2 protein-coding genes and 1 pseudogene are annotated in these 6,106 nt (G+C 45.6%); 2 read left to right on the top strand and 1 reads right to left on the bottom strand.

Translation table 11 applies throughout. The annotated features are described in order from the left end of the window. Positions 1–570: 570 nt before the first annotated feature. On the bottom strand, positions 571–1,899 hold the full coding sequence (locus ACK5MF_RS01035) for a cation:proton antiporter (protein ID WP_416918524.1): 1,329 nt from the start codon (positions 1,897–1,899) through the stop codon (positions 571–573). Positions 1,900–2,147: 248 nt separating this feature from the next. Between ACK5MF_RS01035 and metH the strand changes: the two genes are divergently transcribed. After that, the gene (metH, locus tag ACK5MF_RS01030; RefSeq protein WP_416918526.1) at positions 2,148–5,777 is read left to right on the top strand and encodes a methionine synthase; all 3,630 of its coding nucleotides are present in this window, start codon (positions 2,148–2,150) and stop codon (positions 5,775–5,777) included. A 130-nt stretch (positions 5,778–5,907) separates the two neighbouring features. Further along, a pseudogene (locus ACK5MF_RS01025) lies at positions 5,908–6,106 on the top strand (helix-turn-helix domain-containing protein); the annotation flags it as partial.

Genomic DNA, 6,106 nt, shown 5'->3' with positions numbered 1-6,106 from the left:
AGCCTCGTCAGAAATGACGGGGCTTTTTTACGTTAGGAATAAACCACACTCCTACAACCCAGCGTCACCACCCAACGGCGTCATCCCAGAATTTCGGCACGAAATATCTGGGATCTGCTGACGATGGAGAGCACAGTAGGGAGATCCCTGTTTTCACAGGGATGACGTGATTGGTATCCGTGGGTTCCTCTTTGTTTAAGAGCAGGCCGGCCTGTCACGCCGGGGGTCGCGCCAACGCAAGGTGGATAGGGAGTCCCGTCCGCTCCGCCACGCTTTTTTGTTATAGAGAAGGAAGCCTCGTCAGAAACGACGGGGCTTTTTCACGTTGGAATAAACCACACTCCTACAACCCAAGGTCACCACCCAACGGCGTCATCCCAGAATTTCGGCACGAAATATCTGGGATCTGCTGATGGAGAACGACAGTAGGGGATCTCTGTTTTCACAGGGATGACGTGATTATGATGACGAGATTATTCTGATGCTGGATTATTTTGATAACAGACTTTGTGGTGCTTGGATAAAAAAACAGCAACCGGAGTTGCTGTTTTGGGTTTAGGAAATCAAAGCTTAACTGTTTTGCTGCACTTTATTTTGCTCTGTGGCACTTTGTTCCTGTTCTTTCATCTCTTTCTCTTTAAGCTTAGCCTTGTCAATCATTGGTGTGATTGTTGAACCCTGAACTAAGATAGAAAACACCACTACAGAGTAAGTCATCACCAGAATCAGTTCTTTTACATCGATAAGCTTATCTGGGATGACCATCATTCCTGATGGAATAGAGAGCGCCATTGCTAGCGCTAAACCGCCGCGCAGTCCACCCCAGGTTAAGATCTTAATCGACCAAGGGTTATATTTACGGTAACGTTTGAAGCCTATGTATGAGACGAATACGCTGCTATAACGAGCTGCTAGCACTAATGGTACGGCGAAAGCCATTAAAATGAAGTCTTCTTGATGGAATTCGAAAAGTAGCATCGACATACCAATCAAAAGGAACAGCAAGCCATTTAAGAATTCATCGACCAATTCCCAGAAGTGATCGAGGTGCTCTTCACTCTCTTTCGAAAAGCCAATAAATCTCGTCCAGTTACCAATCATTATTCCCGATACCACCATAGCCAGCGGTCCGGATACATGGATAACGTCAGCGAATACATAACCTGCGGTGGGTACACCGATAGTGAGTAACAGTTCCATTGAGTGGTCATTGGTCGCACTGATCAGGTAATGGAATAGCAATCCTAGTAAGAAGCCATAAATGATGCCGCCAATGGCTTCTTGAGCAAATAATGCCACTACACTTCCTACCGTTGGTGCTTCTTTGCCAAAAGCGATAGTAAAGATAGTGACGAAGATAACTAAGCCAAAGCCATCGTTAAATAATGATTCCCCTTCAATTTGAGTAGAGATACGTTTAGGAGCATTCATTTTTTTAACAATTGCTAATACGGCTATCGGGTCGGTTGGAGAAATCAAAGCACCGAATAATAGGCAGTAGACGAGATCGAGATGAATACCGATAAAGTAACAGAAAAAATAGAGACCAAAGCCAATAAAAAATGTTGAGAATAGCGTCGCGCCTAATGCAAGAACGGTGATTTCCCATTTCTGATCTTTTAGATTAGGCAGCTTGATACCTAATCCGCCAGCAAATAGAAGGAAACCCAGTATCCCTTTTAGAAGAAAATTCTCAAAGTTGATGCTGGTAACGGTTTCAGTTGCGATTTGAGTGAGGTGGAACCAGTCGTTTTGACCAGCAATAAGGATAAGCAGTGAAAGCACCATGGAGCCAGCAGTAATGGCTATTGTAGTTTGCATTTTACCTATCTTGCTGTTTAAAAAAGCAATCATCATTGCCGCAGCAGATAGGAAGCACAGAGTATAGTAGACCGACATTTTCTTCTTCAAATGTAACTAAATGTGAGCGAAATTGTCCTTTGATGATGAACAAATAGCAAACACTTTTTACCTATAGATTTATCAAAATATTAACGATCGCATTTATGGCAATTAGATGTTTTAGACGTCTAGATTTCTAATTAATCTGTGATAGGATGTCAAACAAGCAAAAAAAGGAATAATGAGGCTGTACTGTGAGTAGTAATCTAAAACACCAGATCGAAGCGCAACTAAAGCAACGTATTATGTTGATCGATGGTGGTATGGGCACCATGATCCAAGAGCACAAGTTGCAGGAGGAAGAGTATCGTGGTGAGCGTTTTGCCGACTGGCATTGTGATCTTAAAGGAAATAACGATCTTCTCGTTCTTACTCAGCCTCAATTGATCAGAGGAATTCACTCTGCTTATTTAGAAGCCGGTGCTGATATCCTTGAAACCAACACCTTCAACGCAACGACCATTGCGATGGCGGATTACGACATGCAGTCTCTCAGCGAAGAAATTAACTTTGCTGCCGCCAAACTTGCTCGCGAAGTGGCCGATGAATGGACCGCCAAAACGCCGCATAAACCGCGTTATGCTGCGGGGGTATTAGGTCCAACCAACCGTACGTGTTCTATTTCTCCTGATGTTAACGACCCTGGGTATCGCAACATCGAATTCGATCAGTTAGTGACGGCTTATTCAGAATCAACCCGAGCGCTGATTAAAGGCGGCAGTGATTTGATTCTGATTGAAACTATTTTCGATACTCTGAATGCCAAAGCGTGTGCCTTTGCGGTTGACTCTGTATTTGAAGAGCTTGGTATCCAATTACCCGTCATGATCTCCGGTACGATTACCGATGCCTCTGGCCGTACGCTTTCAGGTCAAACGACCGAAGCATTCTATAACTCGTTGCGCCATGTTCGTCCTATCTCATTTGGTCTGAACTGTGCTTTAGGTCCCGATGAGCTTCGTCAATATGTTGCAGAGCTTTCTCGTATTTCAGAGTGCTATGTTTCTGCGCACCCGAATGCGGGCCTGCCAAACGCATTTGGTGAATATGACCTGTCACCTGAAGATATGGCCGAGCATATTGGTGAATGGGCTCAGGCTGGGTTTCTTAACTTAGTCGGTGGTTGTTGTGGTACGACGCCGGCGCATATTGCAGCAATGGCAAAAGTGGTTGAGGGCGTTACGCCACGGGCACTTCCTGAAATCAGAGTCGAGTGTCGTCTGTCTGGTTTAGAGCCATTAAGTATTGCACCTGAAACCTTATTTGTTAACGTTGGTGAACGTACCAACGTGACTGGCTCCGCTCGCTTCAAACGTCTGATTAAAGAAGAACTCTATGATGAAGCTTTGGATGTCGCCCGTGAGCAAGTAGAAAATGGCGCTCAGATCATCGACATCAACATGGATGAAGGGATGCTCGATGCAATGGCTTGTATGGAGCGATTCCTCAAGCTATGTGCATCAGAGCCTGAAATCTCCAAAGTGCCCATCATGGTCGACTCATCAAAGTGGGAAGTGATTGAAGCGGGTCTGAAGTGTATTCAGGGTAAGGGCATTGTTAACTCTATCTCGCTCAAAGAAGGCGAGGAGAAATTCATTCAACAAGCTAAGTTGGTTCGTCGTTACGGTGCTGCGGTGATCGTCATGGCGTTTGACGAAGTGGGGCAGGCGGATACTCGTCAACGTAAGATCGAAATCTGTCGCCGTGCTTACCATATTCTTGTCGAGCAAGTAGGCTTCCCTGCGGAAGACATTATTTTTGACCCGAACATCTTCGCTGTTGCGACGGGTATTGATGAACACAATAACTACGCGCTTGATTTTATCAATGCAGTAGCAGACATCAAACGTGAGCTTCCACATGCGATGATTTCTGGCGGTGTGTCTAACGTTTCATTCTCTTTCCGTGGTAACAATTACGTGCGTGAAGCGATTCATGCTGTGTTCCTATACCACTGTTTTAAGAACGGTATGGATATGGGGATCGTTAACGCTGGTCAGCTTGAGATATACGACAATGTCCCAGAGAAACTGCGTAATGCGGTAGAAGATGTCATTTTGAACCGCGACGACGGTGCCACAGAGCGTTTGTTGGACATTGCTGAAGAGTACCGTGAGAACGCTGTTGGCAAAGAGGAAGATGCTTCTTTGCTGGAATGGCGTACCTGGCCAGTTGAAAAGCGTTTAGAGCACGCACTGGTTAAAGGTATTACCGAATTTATCGTGGAAGATACGGAAGAAGCTCGCGCTAAAGCATCGAAGCCACTTGAAGTAATCGAAGGTCCATTAATGGACGGCATGAACGTAGTGGGGGACCTGTTTGGCGAGGGCAAAATGTTCCTACCGCAGGTGGTGAAATCGGCTCGGGTAATGAAGCAGGCGGTTGCTTACTTAGAGCCGTACATCAATGCGATGAAGCAGTCTGGCTCTTCAAACGGTAAAATTCTACTGGCGACAGTGAAAGGCGATGTTCACGATATTGGTAAGAACATTGTTGGCGTGGTACTGCAATGTAATAACTACGAGATCATCGACCTTGGCGTGATGGTGCCATGTGAAACCATTCTCAAAGTTGCTCGCGAAGAAAATGTAGACATCATTGGGTTGTCTGGTCTGATTACGCCTTCGCTGGATGAAATGGTACACGTAGCCAAAGAGATGGAACGTCAAGGCTTTGAGCTGCCACTGCTGATTGGCGGCGCAACCACTTCTAAAGCGCATACCGCGGTGAAAATTGAGCAGAACTATCATCAACCTGTGGTGTATGTGAACAATGCATCACGCGCTGTTGGTGTCTGTTCTGCATTACTTTCCGATGAGCGCCGTCCAGAATTCGTAGAGCGTTTAAATCTGGATTACGAAAGAACCCGCGAGCAACATGCCCGTAAAAAACCGAAAAGCCGTCCTGTAACGCTGCAACAAGCGCGGGCGAATAAAGCTGCTATTGATTGGCAAACCTATACGCCACCGGCACCAGTTAAACCGGGTATTCATGTGTTCAAAGACTTTGATGTCTCTGTGCTGCGTCAGTATATCGACTGGACGCCATTCTTTATGACTTGGTCACTGTCAGGTAAATTCCCAGCCATTCTTGACCATGAATTGGTCGGGGAAGAAGCTCGCAAGCTGTATAAAGATGCCAATGATTGGTTAGACCGTATTGAGCAACAGGGGCTGATGAAGGCGAATGGTATTTGTGGTTTGTTCCCGGCGGCGAGCATTGATGATGATATTGAAGTGTATGCGGATGAATCACGTCAACAAGTGATTAAAGTGCTGCATAACTTGCGTCAACAAACCGAGAAGCCAAAAGGTGCCAACTACTGTTTATCTGATTTTGTTGCCTCAAAACAAAGTGGTAAACCAGACTGGGTGGGTATGTTTGCTGTCACCGGCGGTATTGGTGAGCGAGCGCTGGCAGATGACTTCAAAGCCAAAGGTGATGATTACAACGCGATCATGGTGCAAGCGGTTGCTGACCGTTTGGCCGAAGCCTTTGCTGAATACCTGCATATGAAAGTACGTACCGAGATTTGGGGCTATGCGCCAGATGAAAACCTCAGTAACGAAGATTTGATTCGCGAAAAGTATCAGGGAATTCGTCCTGCTCCGGGTTATGCGGCTTGTCCTGAACATACTGAGAAAGGGGCTATCTGGGAATTACTGGGTGTTGAAGAGCAAATAGGTATGGAACTGACAAGCAGTTACGCCATGATGCCGGGTGCTTCTGTTTCTGGCTGGTATTTCTCGCACCCTGATTCGCGCTATTTTGCGGTAGCACAGATCCAGGATGATCAGGTTGAGAGTTATTCCAAGCGTAAAGGTTGGGATAGTGTTGAAGCGGAAAAATGGTTAGGGCCGAATATCAATGGTTAGAATTACCGATCATTGAAACGAAAAAGGTCACCGCTTGGTGTAATGCCAATCAGTTAAGAAAATCTCTCGTTCCCATGCTCTGAAGTGACCCCCAATAGTTGGACAACCAATTATTGGGGGTCTTTTATTTATGTCCAAATACAGTCGCGAGTTAAAGTTCAAAGTAGCTAAAAAGTATCTTGATGGCTCCACTCCTCGAGAGCTCGCTGAAAAATATTCTGTCCCAACAAAACATGTTCGTTATTGGGCTCATGTTTTCACTATGCATGGTTCAAATTCATTTTTAATTGATGGCCATTCTCTTAGTGCGGAAGCTAAGCTGGAAGCGT

Source organism: Vibrio sp., from assembly GCF_047973365.1.
Classification (GTDB): Bacteria; Pseudomonadota; Gammaproteobacteria; order Enterobacterales; family Vibrionaceae; genus Vibrio.
Note: the sequence above shows the minus strand (reverse complement) of the source record. Positions and strands in the feature narration are given on the sequence as shown.